Annotated in this window: 21 protein-coding genes; 13 read left to right on the forward strand and 8 right to left on the reverse strand. The window is 57.6% G+C overall.

From position 1 onward, the window contains the following. The first annotated feature begins 26 nt into the window (after positions 1-26). Together GBC55_RS09430 and GBC55_RS09435 are read left to right on the forward strand one after the other, a co-directional pair. Positions 27-1,499, forward strand: a complete 1,473-nt coding sequence (locus tag GBC55_RS09430) for an NAD-dependent succinate-semialdehyde dehydrogenase (RefSeq protein WP_162437210.1) — start codon at positions 27-29, stop codon at positions 1,497-1,499. 23 nt (positions 1,500-1,522) lie between these two features. Beyond that, positions 1,523-2,908: an aspartate aminotransferase family protein gene (locus tag GBC55_RS09435; RefSeq protein WP_162437211.1), complete on the forward strand. Its 1,386-nt coding sequence runs from the start codon at positions 1,523-1,525 to the stop codon at positions 2,906-2,908. Positions 2,909-3,133: 225 nt separating this feature from the next. Here GBC55_RS09435 and GBC55_RS09440 read toward each other — a convergent pair whose 3' ends face one another. Then, entirely contained in the window at positions 3,134-3,568 is a 435-nt protein-coding gene (locus tag GBC55_RS09440) for a DUF1043 family protein (RefSeq protein WP_162437212.1), read from the reverse strand. Between the two features lie 144 nt (positions 3,569-3,712). Between GBC55_RS09440 and GBC55_RS09445 the strand changes: the two genes are divergently transcribed. The 3 genes from GBC55_RS09445 (at position 3,713) to zapE (ending at position 6,908) form a co-directional block, all read left to right on the forward strand. Continuing rightward, entirely contained in the window at positions 3,713-4,342 is a 630-nt protein-coding gene (locus GBC55_RS09445) for an alpha/beta fold hydrolase (RefSeq protein WP_162437269.1), read from the forward strand. 24 nt (positions 4,343-4,366) lie between these two features. Further along, positions 4,367-5,722, forward strand: coding sequence for a tryptophan--tRNA ligase (locus tag GBC55_RS09450; RefSeq protein WP_162437213.1), 1,356 nt, complete (start codon positions 4,367-4,369; stop codon positions 5,720-5,722). A gap of 91 nt (positions 5,723-5,813) precedes the next feature. Beyond that, positions 5,814-6,908: a cell division protein ZapE gene (gene zapE, locus GBC55_RS09455; RefSeq protein ID WP_162437214.1), complete on the forward strand. Its 1,095-nt coding sequence runs from the start codon at positions 5,814-5,816 to the stop codon at positions 6,906-6,908. A 73-nt stretch (positions 6,909-6,981) separates the two neighbouring features. Here zapE and GBC55_RS09460 read toward each other — a convergent pair whose 3' ends face one another. From GBC55_RS09460 to GBC55_RS09475, 4 genes are all read right to left on the reverse strand, one after another. After that, entirely contained in the window at positions 6,982-7,962 is a 981-nt protein-coding gene (locus GBC55_RS09460; RefSeq protein ID WP_162437215.1) for an asparaginase, read from the reverse strand. A 66-nt stretch (positions 7,963-8,028) separates the two neighbouring features. Beyond that, the gene (locus tag GBC55_RS09465) at positions 8,029-9,246 is read right to left on the reverse strand and encodes a threonine/serine exporter family protein (protein WP_162437216.1); all 1,218 of its coding nucleotides are present in this window, start codon (positions 9,244-9,246) and stop codon (positions 8,029-8,031) included. A 16-nt stretch (positions 9,247-9,262) separates the two neighbouring features. Then, positions 9,263-10,150 carry a nitrilase family protein gene (locus tag GBC55_RS09470; protein WP_162437217.1) on the reverse strand — a complete coding sequence of 296 codons (888 nt, stop codon included), beginning with the start codon at positions 10,148-10,150 and terminating at the stop codon, positions 9,263-9,265. Positions 10,151-10,434: 284 nt separating this feature from the next. Continuing rightward, entirely contained in the window at positions 10,435-11,355 is a 921-nt protein-coding gene (locus GBC55_RS09475; protein WP_178114288.1) for a GlxA family transcriptional regulator, read from the reverse strand. A gap of 219 nt (positions 11,356-11,574) precedes the next feature. On the opposite strand from GBC55_RS09475, the gene GBC55_RS09480 reads away from it, so the two are divergent. Then, on the forward strand, positions 11,575-12,711 hold the full coding sequence (locus GBC55_RS09480) for an acyl-CoA dehydrogenase family protein (protein WP_162437219.1): 1,137 nt from the start codon (positions 11,575-11,577) through the stop codon (positions 12,709-12,711). Between the two features lie 106 nt (positions 12,712-12,817). Here the strand turns inward: GBC55_RS09480 and GBC55_RS09485 are convergent, their stop codons facing one another. Next, entirely contained in the window at positions 12,818-13,858 is a 1,041-nt protein-coding gene (locus GBC55_RS09485) for an NADP(H)-dependent aldo-keto reductase (protein WP_162437220.1), read from the reverse strand. A 245-nt stretch (positions 13,859-14,103) separates the two neighbouring features. Here GBC55_RS09485 and rplM point away from each other — a divergent pair, with 245 nt between their 5' ends. The 7 genes from rplM (at position 14,104) to GBC55_RS09520 (ending at position 18,992) form a co-directional block, all read left to right on the forward strand. Further along, entirely contained in the window at positions 14,104-14,532 is a 429-nt protein-coding gene (gene rplM, locus GBC55_RS09490) for a 50S ribosomal protein L13 (protein WP_007905295.1), read from the forward strand. A 14-nt stretch (positions 14,533-14,546) separates the two neighbouring features. Continuing rightward, positions 14,547-14,939 carry a 30S ribosomal protein S9 gene (gene rpsI / locus GBC55_RS09495; RefSeq protein ID WP_002555064.1) on the forward strand — a complete coding sequence of 131 codons (393 nt, stop codon included), beginning with the start codon at positions 14,547-14,549 and terminating at the stop codon, positions 14,937-14,939. A 268-nt stretch (positions 14,940-15,207) separates the two neighbouring features. Beyond that, positions 15,208-15,801 carry a ubiquinol-cytochrome c reductase iron-sulfur subunit gene (petA, locus tag GBC55_RS09500; protein WP_007905300.1) on the forward strand — a complete coding sequence of 198 codons (594 nt, stop codon included), beginning with the start codon at positions 15,208-15,210 and terminating at the stop codon, positions 15,799-15,801. Next, positions 15,801-17,012 carry a cytochrome bc complex cytochrome b subunit gene (locus tag GBC55_RS09505; protein ID WP_162437221.1) on the forward strand — a complete coding sequence of 404 codons (1,212 nt, stop codon included), beginning with the start codon at positions 15,801-15,803 and terminating at the stop codon, positions 17,010-17,012. Before petA ends, GBC55_RS09505 begins: the two co-directional genes overlap by 1 nt. Next, positions 17,012-17,794: a cytochrome c1 gene (locus tag GBC55_RS09510; RefSeq protein ID WP_162437222.1), complete on the forward strand. Its 783-nt coding sequence runs from the start codon at positions 17,012-17,014 to the stop codon at positions 17,792-17,794. Before GBC55_RS09505 ends, GBC55_RS09510 begins: the two co-directional genes overlap by 1 nt. Before the next feature lie 150 nt (positions 17,795-17,944). Further along, positions 17,945-18,562, forward strand: a complete 618-nt coding sequence (locus GBC55_RS09515; RefSeq protein WP_162437223.1) for a glutathione S-transferase N-terminal domain-containing protein — start codon at positions 17,945-17,947, stop codon at positions 18,560-18,562. A gap of 16 nt (positions 18,563-18,578) precedes the next feature. After that, positions 18,579-18,992: a ClpXP protease specificity-enhancing factor gene (locus GBC55_RS09520; protein WP_162437224.1), complete on the forward strand. Its 414-nt coding sequence runs from the start codon at positions 18,579-18,581 to the stop codon at positions 18,990-18,992. A gap of 72 nt (positions 18,993-19,064) precedes the next feature. On the opposite strand, the gene GBC55_RS09525 is transcribed toward GBC55_RS09520, so the two are convergent. Then, positions 19,065-19,643 carry a BON domain-containing protein gene (locus GBC55_RS09525; RefSeq protein ID WP_162437225.1) on the reverse strand — a complete coding sequence of 193 codons (579 nt, stop codon included), beginning with the start codon at positions 19,641-19,643 and terminating at the stop codon, positions 19,065-19,067. Then, positions 19,640-20,233 (reverse strand): phosphoheptose isomerase, encoded by a 594-nt coding sequence (locus GBC55_RS09530; RefSeq protein WP_162437226.1) that lies wholly within the window; start codon positions 20,231-20,233, stop codon positions 19,640-19,642. Before GBC55_RS09530 ends, GBC55_RS09525 begins: the two co-directional genes overlap by 4 nt. Positions 20,234-20,323: the final 90 nt, after the last annotated feature.

A 20,323-nucleotide genomic window follows, 5' to 3' on the forward strand; every position in this document is an offset into this window, starting at 1 on the left:
CACGCACACGGTTTGGAGTAACCGCCATGACATTCAAACATCCGCTGCTGTTCAAGGCCCTCTGTTACATCGATGGCCATTGGGTCCACAGTGACAGCGGCCAGAGCATTGCCGTGAACAATCCTGCCGATGGGCAGTTGATCGGACATGTGCCGATGCTGGATCAGCCGCAAATCGTCGCCGCCGTTGACGCGGCACACCGGGCCTTTGCTTCCTGGCGCGAACAGAGCCTCGATGCCCGAGGCGCCATTCTGCGGCGTTGGGCGGCTCTGATGATCGAGCATCAGGATGACCTCGCACGCATCCTCAGCCTGGAACAGGGCAAGCCTCTGGCCGAATCCCGCGGCGAGATCGCTTATGCCGCCAGTTTCATTCCGTGGTTCGCCGAAGAAGCGCGGCGGTTGTACGGGCAGAACATCCCCAGCCATATTCCCGGTGCACACTTGGGCACGATCAAGGAACCGGTGGGCGTCTGTGCGCTGCTGACCCCGTGGAATTTCCCCTCGGCGATGATCACCCGCAAAGCCGCCGCCGCACTGGCAGCGGGCTGCACCGTGGTGATCAAACCCGCCCATGAAACCCCCTATTCGGCATTCGCACTGGCGCAGTTGGCCGAGGAGGCGGGCTTCCCGGCAGGCGTTTTCAACGTGGTGCTGGGCGAGCCGCAAATGGCGATGCAAACCCTGGTTGAAGACAGCCGTGTGCGCTCCGTGAGTTTCACCGGCTCGACCCGTGTCGGTAAGTTGGTCCTGCAAGCGGCGGCTCAGGATGTGAAAAAAGTTTCGCTGGAACTGGGCGGCAACGCGCCATTCATTGTGTGCGCCGATGCCGATCTGGAGTTGGCGGTGAAAGTCGCGGTGCAGGCCAAGTTCCAGACCTCCGGACAGGATTGCTGCGCCGCCAACCGGATCATGGTCGAGCGCTCGGTCTATCCCGCGTTCCTCAGTCGCTTCGCCGCCGCTGTGCGCGAGTTGAGGGTTGGGCCGGCGATGGTCGGCGCTCAAGAGCAAAGCGTCGATATCGGCCCTTTGATGCATCAGGCCGCGTTCGATGTCACCGCCGAGCGCGTTGCGGACGCCCTGCAACTCGGTGCCCGGCGTCTGGTCGGTGGCGAGGCGCATGCACTCGGAGGCCTTTTCTATCAACCGACGGTGCTGGCCGATGTCACGCCGCAGATGCGGATCTACCGCGAAGAAAATTTTGCACCGATTGCCGGGGTCATGCCGTTCGACACCCTCGAACAGGCGATCGAAATGGCCAACGACACCGAATACGGACTGGCCGCCTACATTTGCTCCAACCGTCTGGACCTGATTTACCCGCTGATTCGCCGCCTCGATCACGCCATGGTCGCGGTCAACGGCGTCAAGTTTACCGGCCATCCGATCCCGTTCGGTGGCATGAAAGCCTCGGGATTGGGCCGCGAAGGTGGCTCCGAGGGCTTCGAAGCCTTTGTCGAGACCAAATATTTTTGCCTGCACCATCAAGGCCAGTTCTAAAGCCAATTCTCAGGAGACATGCCATGAACCAGGAAATCGATAAGCTGTTCGAACAAGATCGCGCGCACTTCATGCACCCGTCCACCCACGCCCATGATCACGCCAGCGGGGCGCTCAAGGGGCGCATCATCAAGAGTGCGTCGGGTATCCGTATTCGCGACCATGAGGGCCGCGAATTCATTGATGCCTTTGCCGGCCTGTACTGCGTGAATATCGGGTACGGCCGCACCGAAGTCGCTGACGCGATCTATAAGCAGGCCAAGGAGCTTGCTTACTATCACACCTATGTCGGGCATTCGACCGAGGCGATTATCGAGCTGTCGAGCCGCATCATGGACTGGGCGCCCGAAGGCATGAAGAAGGTCTATTACGGCCTGTCCGGTTCCGACGCCAACGAAACCCAGATCAAGCTGGTGCGTTACTACAACAACGTACTGGGACGCCCGCAGAAGAAGAAAATCATCTCCCGTGATCGTGGCTACCACGGCTCGGGCATCATGACCGGCAGCCTGACGGGCCTGCCGACCTTTCATCAACATTTCGACCTGCCGTCCGAAGGCATCAAACACACGGTTTGCCCGCACTGGTACCGCAAGGCGCCCACCGGCATGGATGAAGTCGCGTTCGTGCGTTACTGCGCCGACGAGCTGGAAAAAATGATCCTGGCTGAAGGGCCGGACACGGTGGCCGCCTTTATCGGTGAACCGCTGATGGGCACTGGCGGCATCATCGTCCCACCGGCCGGTTACTGGTCGGCGATTCAAGCGGTGCTCAATAAATACGACGTCCTGCTGATTGCCGACGAAGTGGTGTGTGCTTTTGGTCGCCTGGGTTCAAAGATGGGCAGTCAGCGTTACGGAATGCGTCCGGACCTGATCACCACTGCCAAGGGGCTGACTAGCGCTTATGCACCATTGTCGGCGGTGATCGTTGGCGAAAAAGTGTGGGATGTGATTGAAAAGGCGTCCGAGTCCCAAGGTGCCATGGGGCATGGCTGGACGTATTCTGGTCACCCGATCTGTGCGGCAGCGGCGCTGGCCAATCTGGATATTCTCGAACGGGAAAACCTGACAGAGAACGCCGAAAAAGTCGGCAGCTACCTGAACCGTCGTCTGCGCGAAGTCCTGGAAGGTCATCCGCTGGTGGGTGAGGTGCGGGGTGATGGCATGCTGGCCGCCGTCGAGTTCATGGCCGATCGTGAGCAACGCACGCCGTTCGACGCCGCGTTGAAGGTTGGGCCAAAGGTGTCAGCGGCGTGTCTGGAGCGCGGAATGATCGCCCGGGCGATGCCTCACGGCGACATCCTGGGCTTTGCGCCGCCGTTGATTCTGACGGAGGAGGAGGCTGATCTGATTGTCGACATCACCAAAGGTGCGGTTGATCAGGTGGCCAGTGAGGTGTTGGGCTGAGTGAGTCCTGCCTGAACGCCTTGCATCGCTGGTTCGGGCCCCATCGCTGGCAAGCCAGCTCCCACATGGTTTGTGTCGATCACAAAACAGTGGTCATCCACAAAAACCTGTGGGAGCGGGCTTGCCCGCGATGAGGCCCTGTCAGTCACCCTGAAACCATCAACCACAAAAAAGCCCCCGGACAATCACTCATCCGGGGGCTTTTTCATGTCGCGCGAAACCTGATTACTTCTTCAGGCCGTAATGCTCATCGAGCATACCCGGTGCGTTCGGGGCTTTGGGGGCGTAGTCGCGAGGCGGCTCCTGATTGCGCGGTGGCGTCAGGCGTTCCCGTGGGGCCTGGCCTGCATCAGCATGCAGGGCGGCCAGCAAGCGTTGGCGAGTCTGCTCGTCCAGGGCCAGGCGATTGGCGCCCTCGGCGAGATGATCCTGCACTTCCTGGTAGCTCTGAGTGAGCTTCTTGACCAGGGTTGCAGTGCTATTGAAGTGGGTCACCACCTCGTTCTGATAACTGTCGAAACGTTCCTGAATGTCATCCAGCTGACGTTGCGTGCTACTAGGAGCGGCATTCGGCACCAGGCGAGCGATCAGGAATCCAACGGCGACACCCACAACCAGGGCAAGAGTCGGCAACAACCAAACTAAGAGCGAGTGTTCCACGAGTCCTTCCTCTATAAACGGCTTTGCTTTACGTTAACGGCTCGAACCTGCGCTGTATACCGCGATTCACTCGCAATAGATTGGCACAGACAATTTGCTAGACGAGTCGACCCGATTCGAGGTCACGGAGTTCCTTCCTTGCTTATGCGCGAAACCCCTGTAGTGATTGATGGCCCCGTCGGCCAACTGGAAGCACTTTACCTGAACAGCGACGCGCCTCGGGGCCTGGCGTTGATCTGCCATCCCAACCCTGTGCAGGGCGGCACCATGCTCAACAAAGTGGTCTCGACCCTGCAGCGCACCGCGCGCGACGCCGGTTTGATCACCTTGCGCTTCAACTATCGCGGCGTCGGCGCCAGCGAAGGCGCCCATGACATGGGCTCTGGCGAAGTCGACGATGCACAGGCTGTCGCCGAATGGTTGCGCGCCAGACACCCCGATCTTCCCTTGACCCTGTTCGGATTCTCCTTCGGTGGTTTTGTTGCGGCAAGTCTCGGCGGACGCCTGGAAGCCAAGGGTGAGCCGCTCAAGCATGTGTTCATGATCGCGCCAGCGGTCATGCGCCTGGGCGATCAGGATCAACTGCCACAACAGGGTGAACTGACCCTGATCCAGCCGGAAACCGACGAAGTGATCGATCCGCAGTTGGTCTATGACTGGTCCGGGAACCTTGAACGTCCCCATGAGCTGCTGAAAGTGGCAGAATGCGGACACTTTTTTCATGGCAAGCTGACTGATCTCAAGGATCTGATCCTGCCGCGTCTTTCGAATTGATTGCAGTCTGACAAGCGATTACCCATGACGACTCGTACCCGTATCCTCACCGGCATTACCACCACCGGCACGCCGCACCTGGGCAACTATGCCGGCGCTATCCGTCCGGCAATCCTTGCCAGCCGTGACAGCAATGCCGATTCGTTCTACTTCCTGGCCGACTATCACGCCCTGATCAAATGCGATGACCCGCTGCGCATCCAGCGCTCGCGTCTGGAAATCGCCGCGACCTGGCTGGCCGGTGGCCTCGATGTGGACCGCGTGACGTTTTATCGCCAGTCTGATATCCCGGAAATCCCCGAGCTGACCTGGCTGCTGACCTGCGTTGCCGCCAAGGGCCTGCTCAATCGCGCCCACGCCTACAAGGCGTCGGTGGACAAGAATGTCGAGACCGGTGAAGACCCGGACGCCGGTATCACCATGGGCTTGTACAGCTACCCGGTGCTAATGGCTGCGGACATCCTGATGTTCAACGCCCATAAGGTGCCGGTCGGTCGTGACCAGATCCAGCACGTGGAAATGGCGCGGGACATCGGCCAGCGCTTCAACCACTTGTTTGGCCAGGGCAAAGAGTTCTTCACCATGCCTGAGGCGCTGATCGAAGAAAGCGTCGCCACGCTGCCAGGCCTCGACGGTCGCAAGATGTCGAAAAGCTACGACAACACCATTCCGTTGTTCAGCAGCGCCAAGGAAATGAAGGACGCGATCTCGCGGATCGTCACCGACTCCCGCGCGCCAGGCGAAGCAAAAGATCCGGACAACTCTCACCTGTTCACCCTGTTCCAGGCGTTTGCCACACCGGTACAGTCTGATGAGTTTCGTAGTGAGCTGTTGCAGGGCCTGGGCTGGGGCGAGGCGAAGAATCGTCTGTTTCAGCTGCTCGACAGCGAACTGGGCGAGTCCCGCGAGCGCTATCACCAACTGATCGAGCGCCCGGCCGACCTGGAAGACATCCTGCAGATCGGTGCCAAAAAGGCCCGCTCCGTGGCGACGCCATTCCTCCAGGAACTGCGCGAAGCGGTGGGCTTGCGTTCATTCGTCGCCCAGACGCAGGTGGCTGCCAGCACCAAGAAGAAAGCTGCGAAAGCCGCGCGTTTCGTCAGTTTCCGTGAGGAGGACGGCAGCTTCCGCTTCCGTCTCCTGGCGGCCGATGGCGAACAACTGCTCTTGTCGCGCAACTTTGCTGACGGCAAAACCGCGGGCCAGGTGACCAAGCAGCTGCAAGCGGGCCAACCTCTGGACGTGCGCAGCGAAGACCTGAGCTTCAGTGTCTGGCTGGAAGGCGAGTGCGTTGCCGACAGTGCAGCGTTCGCGGACAGCGCCGCCCGTGACGTCGCCATCGATGCCCTGCGCGTTGCGCTGACGCCGGTTCAGGAATAAAACAACGGCTCGGTCCGACTAAGGGCCGATTGCCATTCCCACGGGCCATCGCTACAGTGACGGCCCGTTTTTGTTGCCTTGCTAACGAATTATGACGCCCCTAGAACGATATCAAGCTGATCTGAAACGCCCGGAATTCTTCCATGATGCCGCGCAGGAAAATGCTGTGCGTCATTTACAGCGCCTGTATGACGATCTGGTCGCGGCGCAGCAGAACAAACCAGGCCTGTTCGGCAAACTGTTTGGCAAAAAAGACCAGGCCCCGGTAAAGGGCGTGTACTTCTGGGGCGGCGTCGGTCGCGGCAAGACCTACCTGGTCGACACCTTCTTCGAAGCGCTGCCATTCAAGGAAAAGACCCGGACTCACTTCCACCGCTTCATGAAGCGCGTGCACGAAGAAATGAAGACCCTCGGCGGCGAGAAAAACCCGCTGACCATCATCGCCAAGCGTTTTTCCGACGAATCGCGTGTGATCTGCTTCGATGAGTTCTTCGTCTCCGACATCACCGACGCGATGATCCTCGGCACGCTGATGGAAGAACTGTTCAAGAACGGCGTAACGCTGGTCGCGACCTCGAACATCGTGCCGGACGGCCTGTACAAGGACGGCCTGCAACGTGCGCGTTTCCTGCCGGCCATCGCGCTGATCAAACAGAACACCGAAATCGTCAACGTCGACAGTGGCGTCGATTATCGTCTGCGTCACCTCGAGCAAGCGGAACTGTTCCACTTCCCGCTGGACGAAGCGTCCCACGAAAGCCTGCGCAAAAGCTTCCGGGCCCTGACGCCGGAGTGCACCGCAGCGATCGAAAACGACGTGCTTATGATCGAAAACCGCGAAATTCGCGCGCTGCGTACGTGCGACGACGTGGCCTGGTTCGACTTCCGCGAACTGTGCGACGGTCCGCGCAGCCAGAACGACTACATCGAACTGGGCAAGATCTTCCACGCCGTGCTGCTCAGCGGTGTCGAGCAGATGAGCGTCACCACCGACGACATCGCCCGACGCTTCATCAACATGGTCGACGAGTTCTACGACCGTAACGTGAAGTTGATCATTTCTGCCGAAGTCGAACTCAAGGACCTCTACACCGGCGGTCGCCTTAACTTCGAGTTCCAACGGACCTTGAGTCGCCTGCTGGAAATGCAATCTCACGAATTCCTGTCTCGGGCACACAAGCCGTAGGCACATTCGGAGAACAAAAAGGGCCTGCATTTGCAGGCCCTTTTTCGTACACCGCAGATCTCCTTTGAAAGTATTAGTCCTGAGCTAGAAACACCCCCAAATCATCCTGCCGCCCGCCACCCACCAGCAACCACAGCAGGATTCGGGCTTTGCGCGGACAGAGAAATCCCGCCATCAATGCACCTCGACGTATCAGATCCATTTCGCTGCCGATGAAGCCATAAGAGCTTTGAGCGGTAGGGCCGGATCCGGTACGGGTCGCAATGATCACGGGAATTTTCTTCGCGATTTTTTCGACTGCGTCAGCCCACTGATCTGACACGTGACCGGCTCCAAATCCGGCAATCACCAGCCCGTCGTAACCCAATTCGAGGATGTTCTCCAACAACAGGGAATCGGCGGACAGCGTGCTTTCCAGCAGGGCAATTTCCTGGGAGGTCTGCTGCGGCAAAGGTAATGGGTTCCTGCGAGGCGGTTCGCGTAGGTAGTGGACCGTTCCCTCGAGCAGCATTCCGGAGGGGCCAACCATTGGCGATGAAAACGCCTGTAACGCCAATGAATCGGTTTTGCGTACGGTCGTCCCGTGGTGAATCTCTGCGCCCATCACCACCTGGACGCCTCTGCGCCGACTGTTTTTAGCCAGTGCAACCCGGCTGGCATCCAGCAGATTCGCGGGGCCGTCCGCGCCCACTTGTCCGGCCGAGCGCATGGCGCCAGTCAGTACCAGCGGCGCGTCGTGGTTCCACAGGTAATCAAAGAATGCGGCCGTCTCTTCCAGGGTGTCGGTGCCCTGAGTGATGACAACGCCAACAGCACCTTGCTCAACCTGATAGTTTGCCCATGAAAGTACGCTTAGCAGAAACTCAAAGTTCAACGATGCGCTGGGCATCAGCCCCAGCGTTTCTACCGTCACCCGAGCCATGTTTGTGAGTTCCGGCACCAAGGCCAGAAGGCTTTCACCACTGACTGTCGGTATAACGCCTTCACCCGCATGCCTGGCTTGCATGCTTACGGTGCCGCCTAAAGCCGCAATGGCCAGTTTGGGCAGGTCCATGTTGTGCCTCGCTTGGTGGTGACAAAAAAAACGGGCTGCACTCACCAGTACAGCCCGATGTTCGCTTCAGTTGGATATCAGGAACCCGATAAACGGGATGATCAGCAGCGTACTGATGGCCATGGAGAGGACATTGCCGATGTAGGGGTGCATATCCTTCGGCACTCTCTTGGCGATGGCGTGTGCCAGTGGCGGGGCGATCAGTGCGCCCAGCAATGCGCTCGTGACGATGACCTGCCAACTACCGCCATAGGTAAGGATCGCGGCCGGCACGACTGACACCAGTGGAACGTAGGTGGGATACCAACCAAGATGCATCCAGTGTCGACGCCAGATCACCACCCCTATGGCTGACGTCAGCGCCTGGGCGCCGATGAGTTGAGGCAGCAAGCCCGAGCCGTAGACCGGACTCATGGGGTTAAGTGTGTAGGCCAGAAGGGCTCCCAGCAAAAGGCCGATGCTCGCCAGTTCATTGCCGAAGAACGGCGCTTCTGAAAAGTCTGCCAATACACGGCGCAGGCTCCAGATAATTCCGTAATCGGGCTTATTTGCCTTGGCAGGTTCTACCGGGGGCGTGGCGGTTTCATTTACCGCTGGCGTAGAAGTGTCCTTCACGAGGATCGGCACGTAACGGCAGAGCAGGAAAGCCAGGACGCTGGCAACCGCCATGCCCGTGACATTGCCGATCACGGCTGGCAATCCCAGAGGATTGCAGACGTAGTTCACTATCAGCAAACACAGGGGGGTTACTAGTGTGGCACCCATGATTGCGCCATTGATCGTGACCTTCCAGCCCCCTCCAAACATCAGCACCATCGCCGCTGGCAACGATACAAATGCAGCAAATGTGGGCTGCCAACTGGTCGCCGTAACCGTCCAGCCCCACAGAAGGTTGCTTAGCAGCAAGCCAAGCAGGGAGCTGGTCACCAGCCATGGCCAGAGCCCGCTGCCGTAAGAGATGGCAAACCCTTGCCAGCGCTTCCCCGTCCGATTGGCCCAATACGCCAGATAGGCACCCGCCAATAGCCCAATGGACGCGAACTCGTGTTTGTAGAAAGCAACTTCGCTGATGTCCCCCAAAACCCAGCGCAACCAGGCACTGGGGTCGGGGAGGGAGGAGACCATGTGCGTGTAGTCTGGCCAATGGGCTGACCAGGAAGAACGGTAGGTGAATGAAAGCCAGGCAATCAGTAGCCCCATGCCGATCAGCAGCACGAGAATTGATGTATCAAGCTTTCTGCGGGCGAGCGAATCCGCCCGAGGAGAATCGGTTTGAGAGTCCATGATGAGGTACCCCTGATTAGCGCGGCAGGGCGGGGTGTTGGGTGTAACCGAGCATCTGATCGAACAGATCGGTACGCCGATCGCGATGCAGATCGTTCAGGTTGTTCCAGATGGGGGCGCTGCGAGCACTGGTCAGGTCTATGTCGGCGAACAGTATTTCCTGTTTGTCTGCCGAGGCCACGGCGCCCATCGGCCAGCCATTGGTGCCGGCAATCAACGAGCAACCGAGATAACGTGCGCCTCGCTCTTCGCCGATACGGCTCGCCGCCGCAATGAACACATTGTTGACGTGCGCTGCCGTCATCGTCAGGTAGGAAGCCATGCACTTGCCGGCATCATCGAACAGCGGCGGCGGTGTCCAGACCCAGTTGTTCAGGCTGCAAATGATATCCGCGCCTTGCTGGGCAAGGATGCGGGGCACTTCCGGAAACCAGATGTCCCAGCAGATCAACAAGCCGATGCGACCGATCGGCGTATCGAACACCGGAAAGCCGGTGTCGCCGGGCGTGAACCAGAGTTTCTCCAGGTTCCATAAATGTGCTTTCCGATACTTCCCGATAAAACCTTCCGGGCCCAAGAGGACGGCGGTGTTGAAGAGCCGCATACCGTCTCGCTCGGTCAATCCCGCCACCAGGTAAACGTTGTGTTCCCTGGCGAAATTTGTCCAGCTCAGAACACTTGGCCCGTCGGGAACTGCTTCGGCATGTTCGAAAGCGTCCTGTCGGTTGGTGAAAAAATAGCCTGTATTGGACAGCTCGGGCAGCACGATGAGATTTGCACCCCCTTGAACGGCTTCTAAAGCCAATTCGAGGCTGCAACACAGATTGCCTTCCCGGTTGTTCATTCCGACTTGTGGATCGAATTGCACGACTGCTACACGAACAGGACTTGTTGATTCGCTCATTTCGAATGACCTCGTTTTTATTGTTCTTCAACCGTTTCGGTATGCCGTGATTAGGCGTTGAAGATGCAAAAACGAGGAAGTCAGCCACTTCCCTTTCGGCTGTAGTCCATATCCCAAGATGGCGAAGGTGAGCCAATGCTGTGTGTGCATTGGCTTCCGAGCGGAGGTGGGCTTTGTAAGTGCACGGCTTGCCGGCGATTTCAGCGACGCGGTCTATCAGTCAACGCGACTTAACATTCATCGCCAGCAAGCTGTCGTTCAGATTTGCGCGGTTTTGCAGCGCATTACGCAGCCTGCTGGAACTGCTGCCGATACTGGTTTGGCGACAATTCAGTGTGCTGGCGAAACAACCGCGCGAAGAAGCTCGCATCGTCGTAACCCACTTCGTAACTGATGGTCTTGATGCTTTTGCGACTGGCGGATAGCAATCCCTTGGCGGTTTCAATGCGTAGGCGTTGCAAGTAGTGCAGCGGCTTGTCGCCAGTGGCGGTCTGGAAGCGGCGCATGAAATTGCGGATGCTCATGCCGTGCTCGCGAGCGACGTCTTCAAAGCGGAATTTGTCGGCGAAATGTTCTTCGAGCCAGTGCTGGATCTGCAGGATGATCACGTCCTGATGCAGCTTTTGACCGCCGAACCCGATTCGTCCGGGGGAATAGCTGCGTTGCACTTCATAGAGAATGTCGCGGGCCACGGCTTGCGACACGTTGGCGCCGCAGAAGCGTTCTATGAGGTAGATGTAAAGGTCGCAGGCCGAGGTGGTGCCGCCTGCGCAGTACAGGTTGTCCGCGTCGGTGAGGTGTTTGTCCTGATTGAGCTGCACTTTCGGGAAGCGCTCGGCAAAGGCATTGAAGAAACGCCAGTAAGTGGTGGCTTCCTTGCCGTCGAGCAGACCGGCTTCGGCGAGCCAGAACACGCCAGTGGCCTCACCACATAGAACAGCCCCACGGGCATGTTGCTGGCGCAGCCAGGGCAGCACTTGAGGATAACGTTGGCAGAGCGTTTCGAAATCGTCCCAGAAAGCTGGAAGGATGATGATGTCAGCGTTTTCCAGGCCGCCATCCACTGGCATGATCACATCACTGAAGCTGTTTACCGGCTTGCCATTGGGGCTGACCAGGCGGGTTTCGAACGCCGGGACCAGGCCGTGGCCGAGTTGTTTGCCGTAACGCAGGCTGGCGAGGTGAAAAAAATCCTTGGCTTGCATGAGGGTGGAAGCGAAAACCCGGTCAATCGCCAGGATGCAGACGCGCCGTAAAGGCGTGGAGGCTCGGTTAGACATAATTCAACTTTATTCTTATAGGGGAAAGTGGTCACGAGACGGCTGGATCGTCTTATTTTTTGTCTGATGTGTCCAGTGTCCTGTATCGGAAGCGGGGCTTAGTCTCTTGAGCTACATCCTTCTAATAAAAACGACAGGTGCCGCATGATCCCCAGAACCTTGTTCAGCTCCGAGCACGAACTCTTTCGCGACAGTGTGCGAACGTTCCTCGAAAAAGAAGCGGTGCCGTTTCATGGGCAATGGGAAAAACAGGGGTACATCGACCGCGAACTCTGGAACAAGGCAGGGGAGGCGGGGATGTTGTGTTCGCATCTGCCGGAAGAGTACGGAGGCCTGGGAGCGGATTTTTTGTACAGCACCGTGGTGATCGAAGAAGTCGGTCGGCTCGGGCTTACCGGGATAGGTTTTTCTCTTCATTCGGACATTGTTGCGCCTTATATCCTGCATTACGGCAGTGAAGCGCTGAAACACAAATACCTGCCGAAACTGGTGTCGGGTGAGATGGTCACCGCCATCGCGATGACCGAGCCAGGCGCCGGCTCCGATCTGCAAGGGGTCAAGACCACCGCTGTGCTGGACGGTGATGAGTATGTGATCAACGGTTCGAAGACGTTCATCACCAACGGGTTTCTGGCCGACCTGGTGATTGTCGTGGCCAAGACCGATCCGAAAGCCGGGGCGAAAGGTACCAGTCTGTTTCTGGTCGAGGCCAACACACCGGGTTTCGATAAGGGCAAACGTCTGGAAAAGGTCGGCATGAAGGCTCAGGACACCTCGGAACTGTTCTTCCAGGACGTCCGGGTGCCCAAGGAGAATCTGCTGGGTCAGGCGGGGATGGGCTTTGCCTATCTGATGCAGGAGCTGCCTCAGGAGCGGCTCACCGTTGCCATCGGCGGCCTTGCGTCGGCTGAAGCCGCGCTGCAATGGACACTTGAATACACCCGCGAACGCAAGGCGTTCGGCAAGGCGGTTGCGGATTTCCAGAACACCCGCTTCAAGTTGGCGGAAATGGCGACCGAAATCCAGATTGGCCGGGTCTTCGTCGATCGCTGCCTGGAACTGCACCTGCAAGGCAAGCTGGACGTGCCGACAGCGGCGATGGCGAAGTACTGGGGTACGGACCTGCAGTGCAAGGTGCTCGACGAATGCGTGCAATTGCATGGTGGCTACGGGTACATGTGGGAATACCCGGTGGCCCGGGCGTGGGCGGATGCGAGGGTGCAGCGGATTTATGCGGGGACCAACGAAATCATGAAGGAGATTATTGCGCGGTCGCTGTAATTGGCGGTGACTGGACTGACGCCTTCGCGCCGAGCAAGCCCGCTCCCACAGGTGTTGCGCAAACCTGTGGGAGCGTGGCTTGCCCGCGATGGGGCTTAAGAATCAATCAAGGTGCAGGGTTCGGGTGATCCCTATGAATCGCCTCGATGCCCTCCAGCACTTCATCGGAAAGCTTCAAGTAAAAGCTCGCGATGTTGCTCTCTAGCTGTTCCATCGTCGTCGCGCCAATGATGTTGCTGGTCACGAATGGCTGCTGGGTCACGAACGCCAGCGCCATCTGCGCCGGGTCCAGACCGTGCTCCCGCGCGAGTGCCACATAACGGCTGCACGCAGCTTCCGACTGCGGATTGAAGTAGCGTGTGAAGCGGCTGTACAGGCTCAGACGACCTTTCGGCGGACGCGCGCCACCTTCGTACTTGCCTGATAGAAAGCCGAACGCCAACGGCGAATAGGCGAGCAGGCCGCATTGTTCGCGGATGGCTATTTCTGCCAGGCCCACTTCGAAGCTGCGGTTGAGCAGGTTATAGGGGTTCTGGATCGATACGGCACGCGGCCAGCCACGGGCTTCGGCCAGGGCGAGGAAACGCATGGTGCCCCATGGCGTTTCATTGGACAGGCCGATGTGACGGATCTTGCCAGCCCTGACCTGTTCGTCCAATGCTTCGAGGGTGTCTTCCAGCGGCGTCAGGTTGGCTTCGCTCTTGTGTTTGTAGCCGAGCTGTCCGAAGAAATTGGTACTGCGCTCTGGCCAATGCAGCTGATACAGGTCGATGTAGTCGGTTTGCAGGCGCTGGAGGCTGGCGTCGAGGGCTTCGGTGATGTGCTGGCGGTTGTGGCGCAGGTTTCCATCACGGATGTAATCGATGGTGTTGCCGGGGCCGGCGATCTTGCTGGCCAGGATCCAGTCCGCACGATCACCGCGACTTTTGAAGTAATTGCCGATGTAGCGCTCGGTGGCGGCGTAGGTTTCAGCCTTGGGCGGTACCGGGTACATCTCGGCGGTGTCGATGAAATTGATCCCCGCACCCTTGGCCCGTTCGATCTGCGCGAAGGCTTCAGCTTCACTGTTTTGCTCGCCCCAGGTCATGGTTCCGAGGCAGATGGCGCTTACGTTCAGATTGGTTCGGCCTAGCTGGCGATAGTCCATCGGGTGCTCCTTTGGAAAAACAATCATAAAAGCAGGTTGAATTATTTTTCGCAATCTGCATAATTGCGCACCTCTTTCTGCAGTGGAAGTGATGCGCCGCCGCCGAAGAATCTTGCCGTTGAACGGACGCGCCGACCCGAGCCCCCGAAAGCGTCTGTATCCGGCTGCCTTTGACTTGTCAAAGTACGCACTATTCAGTAAGATCCGCCGTCTAATTTACAGGGCGGCCCCTGAGGCTATAAAGAATGAAAACTTTTACTGCTAAACCGGAAACAGTACAGCGCGACTGGTTTGTCGTCGACGCTGCAGGTCAGACCCTGGGTCGTCTGGCCACCGAAATCGCGAGCCGTCTGCGTGGCAAGCATAAAGCTGAGTACACTCCTCACGTTGACACCGGCGATTACATCGTCGTTATCAATGCCGAGCAGATTCGTGTAACCGGTGCTAAAACCACCGACAAAATCTACTACTCCCACTCCGGTTTCCCGGGCGGCATCAAGTCGATCAACTTCGAAAAGCTGATCGCTAAAGCCCCTGAGCGCGTGATCGAGACCGCGGTCAAAGGCATGCTGCCTAAGAACCCGCTGGGTCGCGACATGTATCGTAAGCTGAAAGTCTATGCGGGCGCTGTACACCCTCATACTGCTCAGCAGCCCCAAGAACTGAAGTTTTAACGGAATAGTTCATTATGTCGGCGACTCAAAATTACGGCACTGGCCGTCGCAAGACCGCAACCGCACGCGTTTTCCTGCGTCCGGGTACTGGTAACATCTCCATCAACAACCGTTCGCTGGATAATTTCTTCGGCCGCGAAACTGCCCGTATGGTAGTTCGTCAGCCGCTGGAATTGACTGAGACTGTCGAGAAGTTCGACATCTACGTCACCGTGATCGGCGGTGGTGTAAGTGGTCAAGCTGGCGCAATCCGCCACGGTATCACTCGCGCACTGATGCAGTACGACGAAACCCTGCGTGGCGCTCTGCGCAAAGCTGGCTTCGTTACTCGCGATGCTCGTGAAGTTGAACGTAAGAAAGTTGGTCTGCGTAAAGCGCGTAAGCGTCCGCAGTACTCGAAGCGTTAATTCGCTTCTACGTTCAAAAAAGAACGCCCAGTTTCCTCACGGAGCTGGGCGTTTTTTTATGGGCGCGAATTCTTGAATAATTGCGCTGTGACAACTTGCCACACGCGCAGAGCCCCTATACTGCAAGGCTTGGCAGTGGAGCACTTGGGTAATTACCTTGTCAGAATTGGGGCTTTTCATTACCATTCGGCAAAATTTTTATAAGTACATAGATTTACTTAGTAGATGCCTGATTTAACAGGCCACAAAGCTGATGGGAGAGGACTGAATGAGCAATGACGGCGTGAATGCAGGCCGGCGTCGCTTCTTGGTAGCAGCCACATCCGTGGTGGGTGCTGCAGGAGCGGTGGGGGCTGCGGTCCCGTTCGTGGGGTCATGGTTTCCCAGTGCCAAGGCGAAAGCCGCAGGTGCACCGGTGAAAGTGAATGTCAGCAAAATCGAGCCAGGCCAGCAGATGATTGCTGAGTGGCGCGGTCAGCCGGTATTCATCGTCCGCCGTACCGAGGAAATCCTGGGGAATCTGAAAAAGATCGAGGGCCAGCTGTCTGACCCTACCTCCAAGAACTCGACACAACCGACTTATGTCGACCCGGAAACGCGTTCGATCAAGCCAGAGGTTCTGCTGCTGATCGGTATTTGCACGCACCTGGGTTGCTCGCCGACTTTCCGTCCGGAAGTGGCACCTGCGGATCTGGGCAAGGATTGGGTAGGTGGTTATTTCTGCCCTTGCCACGGTTCCCACTACGATCTGGCTGGCCGCGTCTACAAGTCGCAACCTGCGCCTTTGAACCTGCCAGTTCCCCCGCATTCCTATGAGACCGATGACATCATTGTCATTGGCGTCGATACGGAGAAAGCGTGATGAGCAAGTTCATGGATTGGGTTGATGCACGCTTCCCCGCGACCAAAATGTGGGAAGACCATCTCAGCAAGTATTACGCCCCGAAGAACTTTAACTTCTTCTATTTCTTTGGTTCCCTCGCGCTGCTCGTTCTGGTCAACCAGATCGTCACCGGTGTCTGGCTGACCATGAGCTACACCCCGTCGGCGGAAGAAGCGTTTGCCTCCGTCGAATACATCATGCGCGACGTCGAGTACGGCTCGATCCTGCGTCTGCTGCACTCCACCGGCGCTTCGGCGTTTTTCATCGTGGTCTATCTGCACATGTTCCGTGGCTTGCTCTACGGCTCGTATCAGAAGCCGCGTGAGCTGGTGTGGGTCTTCGGCATGCTGATCTACCTGGCGTTGATGGCAGAGGCCTTCATGGGCTACCTGCTGCCTTGGGGCCAGATGTCGTACTGGGGTGCCCAGGTAATCATCTCGCTGTTCGGTGCGATTCCGGTCATCGGTGACGACCTGACTCAGTGGATCCGTGGTGACTACCTGATTTCCGGTATCACCCTGAACCGCTTCTTTGCCCTACACGTTGTTGCCCTGCCAATCGTGATTCTCGGTCTGGTGGTGTTGCACGTGCTGGCGCTGCACGAAGTCGGCTCGAACAACCCGGACGGCGTGGACATCAAGAAGTACAAAGACGAAAACGGCGTACCGCTGGATGGCATTGCTTTCCACCCGTACTACACCGTGAAAGATATCGTTGGCGTTGTGGTGTTCCTGTTCATCTTCTGCTCGATCGTGTTCTTCTTCCCGGAAATGGGCGGCTACTTCCTCGAGAAGCCGAACTTTGAACAGGCGAACGCGTTCAAGACACCTGAGCACATTGCACCCGTCTGGTACTTCACGCCGTTCTACGCAATTTTGCGGGCGATTCCCGACAAGCTCCTGGGTGTCATTGCCATGGGTGCGGCGATCGCTGTGCTGTTCGTCCTGCCGTGGCTCGACCGGAGTCCGGTCAAGTCGATGCGTTACAAGGGCTGGATGAGCAAGATCTGGTTGTGGGTGTTCTGCATCTCGTTCGTGATCCTGGGCGTGTTGGGCGTACTCGCTCCAACGCCAGGTCGTACGCTGCTGTCGCAGGTATGCACCTTCCTGTACTTCGCCTACTTCATTCTGATGCCGTTCTACACCAGGCTCGAGAAGACAAAACCGGTTCCGGAAAGGGTGACTGGCTGATGAAAAAGCTATTTGCTGTACTGATTCTTGCTGCTCTGCCTGTGCTGTCTTTTGCGGCTGAACACGGTGGTCCTGAGTTGGAAAAAGTCGATATCGACGTTTCCGACAAGGCTGCAATGCAAGATGGCGCACGTACGTTCGCCAACTACTGCATGGGTTGCCACAGCGCCAAGTTCCAGCGTTACGAGCGTGTTGCCGACGACCTCGGCATTCCGCATGACTTGATGCTCTCGAACCTGGTGCTCACTGGCGCCAAGATCGGCGACCACATGAACATCGGTATGCAGCCGGCTGACGCGAAGACCTGGTTTGGTGCGGCACCGCCTGACCTGACCCTGGTTGCTCGCGTTCGTGGTACAGACTGGCTCTATGGCTACCTGAAGTCTTTCTACGAAGACCCAGCGCGTCCATGGGGCGTGAACAACAAGGTATTTCCTAACGTAGGGATGCCAAACGTTCTGGTCGGTCTGCAAGGTCGTCAGGTCGTGGGCTGCAAACAGGTCCAGATCGTCGAAGACGGCAAGAAGCAATATGATCCGCTGACCGGTACGCCGCTGACTCATGAAGCGTGCGATCAGCTGACCATCGTGCCGAAAAGCGGAACGCTGACTGAAGAGCAGTTCGATGAGAAGGTGAAGAATCTGGTAACCTTCCTCGCTTACTCGGCTAACCCGGTTAAGCTGCAACATCAGCGCATCGGTACGTATGTATTGCTGTACCTGGCGTTCTTCTTCGTATTCGCTTACCTGCTCAAGCGCGAATACTGGAAAGACGTGCACTGATAACGCTTTAAGCAATTGCTGTTAATCGCGCGCGCCCAAGGGCGTCTCTAAAGGTGTAACGGATCTGGTTATCCAGGCGTTACGGGGAGACGCCCTCTGGGCGCGCTCGTTTTTCCGCTTTCGAAATTTCAACAAGCGAGGAGGACCGCCATGGGCGTGACCAATCGGTTGGCCTGTTACTCCGACCCCGCCGACCACTATTCCCACCGGGTACGTATCGTACTTGCAGAGAAGGGTGTCAGCGCAGAGATCATTTATGTGGAAGCTGGTCGCCAGCCGCCTAAACTGATTGAAGTGAACCCTTACGGAAGTCTGCCCACCCTGGTCGATCGTGACCTGGCGCTGTGGGAGTCGACCGTGGTGATGGAATATCTGGATGAGCGTTACCCGCATCCGCCGTTACTGCCGGTTTATCCAGTGGCGCGAGCGAACAGCCGTCTGCTGATACATCGTATTCAGCGTGACTGGTGTGGCCTGGTGGATCTGATCCTGGATTCGCGGACCAAGGAAGCGGCCCGTGTCGTTGCTCGTAAAGAGCTGCGAGAAAGCCTGAGCGGCGTGTCGCCGTTGTTCGCTGACAAGCCGTTTTTCCTCAGTGAGGAACAAAGCCTGGTGGATTGCTGCCTACTACCAATACTCTGGCGTTTGCCGATTTTGGGTATTGAACTGCCGCGGCCAGCCAAGCCGCTGCTTGATTATATGGAGCGCTCGTTTGCGCGTGAGGCTTTCCAGGCGAGTCTGTCTGGTGTCGAACGCGATATGCGCTAAGGCTTAAGGAGCCGCTATGAACTCCAGTCGACCTTATCTGGTCCGCGCGCTCTATGAGTGGATTGTGGATAACGATTGCACCCCGCACATGCTGGTCAATTCCGAGTATCCGTCGGTACAGGTGCCTCAGGGTTTTGCCAGTGACGGACAAATTGTCCTGAACGTATCGCCGGCAGCTGTGCGTCATTTGCACATGGATAACGAAGCGGTCAGCTTCGAAGGGCGCTTCGGTGGCGTTCCGCACACCCTGTACGTGCCTATCGCATCGATCCTGGGTATTTACGCCCGGGAGAACGGTCAGGGCATGGTGTTTGATCTGGAATCGCCCATGGAAGACGAGGAAGAGATCGAGCTGGATGATGATATTCCGCCACCCGACACCGAGCCGCCGCGTCCAAGCGGTCGACCCAGTTTGAAAGTGGTGAAGTAATAAAAAAGGCGATCCGAAAGGATCGCCTTTTTTATTACTTCACCACTTCAAACCTGTAGGTTCGATAACGCATCAATCGATATATTCAAATAGCTTCACAATCTTCTGCACGCCAGAAACGCCCTGCACCAGATTGGTCGCCTGCGCCGCTTCCTGCTTGGTCAGCAGGCCCAGCAGATAGACGATGCCGTTTTCGGTAATGACCTTGATGCGCGAGCCCGGGATGTTCGGGTCGGTGAGCATCTGGGTCTTGATCTTGGAGGTCAGCCAGGCATCGTTCTGGCGGGCAAGGAAGCCGGAAGGCGGCAGCACTTGCAGTTCGTTATGGACTTTCTTCACGCGCTGGACGACAGAGGCTGCCTGCTCGGCCTTGGCTTTGAGGTCTTCGCGTGGGGTCTGGCCGGCAAGCAGTACAACGCCGTTGAAGCTGGTGACGACGATGTGCGAGTCGTTATCCAGTGCAGGGTCGGCCTTGGCGATGTTCACACCGACCTTGGTCTCGATCAGGGAATCGTCAATTTTACTGCCGAAGGTGCGGGTGCCGCGGTCGTCTTCAATCGGCGCTTCCCGGCTGGCGTTTACCACCGAGGTGCAGCCGCTGATGCCGAGGCATAGGGTCAAGGCCAGAAGGCCTAGGCGATTAGGGGTCATTCTTCACTCCCGAACAGTTGGCTGTCGATCAAGTCGCATAGGCAATGGATCGCCAGCAGGTGGACTTCTTGAATACGTGCAGTGACGTTGGCCGGTACCCGGATCTCAACGTCCTCGGGCAAAAGCAGTGACGCCATGCCGCCGCCATCGCGACCCGTCATTGCTACGACAATCATTTCGCGATCATGTGCGGCCTGGATCGCTTGAATAATGTTCGCCGAGTTGCCGCTGGTTGAAATCGCCAGCAACACATCGCCCGGTTGGCCGAGCGCGCGGATCTGCTTCGAGAAGATTTCGTTGTAGCTGTAGTCATTGGCGATCGAGGTGATCGTCGACGTGTCGGTGGTCAGCGCAATGGCGGGCAGGCTTGGACGTTCACGCTCGAAACGGTTGAGCAGTTCCGACGAAAAATGCTGGGCGTCGCCGGCAGAGCCGCCGTTGCCGCAGGACAGCATTTTCCCTTCGTTAAGCAGGGCGTTGACCATGACCTGGCTGGCTTGCTCGATGTGCGGTGCAAGTACGTCCATCGCCATTTGCTTGGTGTCGATACTGGCCTGAAAAAGCTGGCGAATTCGGGATTGCATGTCCATCTGTGTGACCTTAATTAGCGCGGCTACTTGGCACAGGAATGTGCAGCCCGCAAAGCAAAGAGCAAAAGTGTTGGGTGAAAGTGTCCGGTT

It is taken from the genome of Pseudomonas sp. TNT3, assembly GCF_010095445.2.
GTDB lineage: Bacteria > Pseudomonadota > Gammaproteobacteria > Pseudomonadales > Pseudomonadaceae > Aquipseudomonas.